General features: G+C 70.5%; 1 protein-coding gene and 1 pseudogene. One reads left to right on the top strand and one right to left on the bottom strand.

The window, feature by feature from the left end:
- On the bottom strand, positions 1-405 hold a 405-nt coding region (locus ACFE7U_RS12405; protein ID WP_375410034.1), incomplete at its 3' end, for a biotin/lipoate--protein ligase family protein.
- Between the two features lie 146 nt (positions 406-551).
- Between ACFE7U_RS12405 and ACFE7U_RS12400 the strand changes: the two are divergent.
- A pseudogene (locus ACFE7U_RS12400) lies at positions 552-1,381 on the top strand (4Fe-4S ferredoxin); the annotation flags it as partial.

The following is a 1,381-nucleotide window of genomic DNA, read 5'->3' as shown; positions in this document are numbered from 1 at the left end:
GAACACGAGCCAGTCGGGCTCCTCGTCCTCGCCGCAGGTCTCCGGCCAGCCGAGACGCCCGCCGCCGATGCGGGCTCCATCGAACAGCAGCGTGTCCGGCCATGCGACCTCGATGGGCATCTCGGGCGGAGCATGTGCGCCCACGGCCGCCGCCAGGGCGACCATGCCGGCGATAAAGGCCCGACGTGCCGTCCGGAGCGGCTCCTCGGGCGCCAGTACCACGGCGATATCCATGGTCTCGGCCGGCCCGGCCCAGACCAGCGTCCCGGTCCGGGCGTCATCCGTCCGGGCAATCCGGCAGGCTTGCGCGAAGGCCCCTTCCGAACCCTGAGGTAAGACGAGAGCGGTGAAGGCGGGTGGAAGCGCGAGCCTGTGCCCCCTGCCCTGCGCGAGCGAGACCGTCATGCCGACTGAACCATCCTGGCGCCCCTGGTTTCCCTGCGCCAACAGGCCGGGTCCTTTCTTTCGAACGGTTCGAGTATAAGGCGCGGATGCGAGAACGCGAAGGGCCATGCCGGCCCCGCGTTCCCCCGCTCTGTGAGGCCCTTCCCTTGTCCGACCGTGTCGTGTTCGCCTGTTCCTGCGAGGGTACCGTGCCCCTCGATGCCGACGCCATCGCTCCCGCCTGCGGCGGACGCCTGGAGACGGCGGTGGAATTGTGCGGGCGGGAGATCGACCGCTTCAGGGCGAGCCTCGAAGCGGGGGCGCCGGTCACGGTATCCTGCAGCGTCCAGGCGCCGCTCTTCACCGAGCACGCCGCCGAACTCGGTGCCGAGGATCGGCTGGTCTGCATCGATGTGCGCGAGAGCGCAGGCTGGTCGTCGGAGGCACACGAGGCCGGGCCGAAGATCGCCGCGCTCCTGGCGTCCGCCGCCGAGTCACCGCCCCCTCCCCCGGTCCTGACCATGGAGAGCCAGGGCGTCGTCCTGATCTACGGTCATGACGAGGTCGCGATCGAGGCCGGTCGCCGGCTCGCCGACCATCTCGACGTCACCGTGCTGCTGAGCCGGCCGAAGGACGTGGCGCCCCCCCGCACCAACGACTTCCCAGTCCTGCAGGGGACGATCGTCAACGCCTCGGGTCATCTCGGCGCCTTCGCCCTGCGCATCGACGACTACGCCGTCCCCTCCCCAGCCTCGCGTCAGGCCCTGCTGTTCGGCGAGGCGCGGAACGGCGCGAGCTCGACCTGCGACCTCGTTCTCGACCTCAGCGGCGGCCCGCCCCTCTTCTCCGCCCACGATCTCCGAAGCGGTTACGTCCGCGCCGACCCGCGCGATCCGACTGCGATGGAGGCGGCGCTGTTCGCGGTGTCCCATCTCGTCGGCACTTTCGAGAAGAGCCGCTTCGTCGACTTCCACGCCGACCTCTGCGCCCATTCCCG

The sequence above is a fragment of the uncultured Methylobacterium sp. genome (assembly GCF_964251405.1).
Taxonomy (GTDB): domain Bacteria; phylum Pseudomonadota; class Alphaproteobacteria; order Rhizobiales; family Beijerinckiaceae; genus Methylobacterium.
This window is presented reverse-complemented; position numbering and strand designations above follow the sequence as displayed.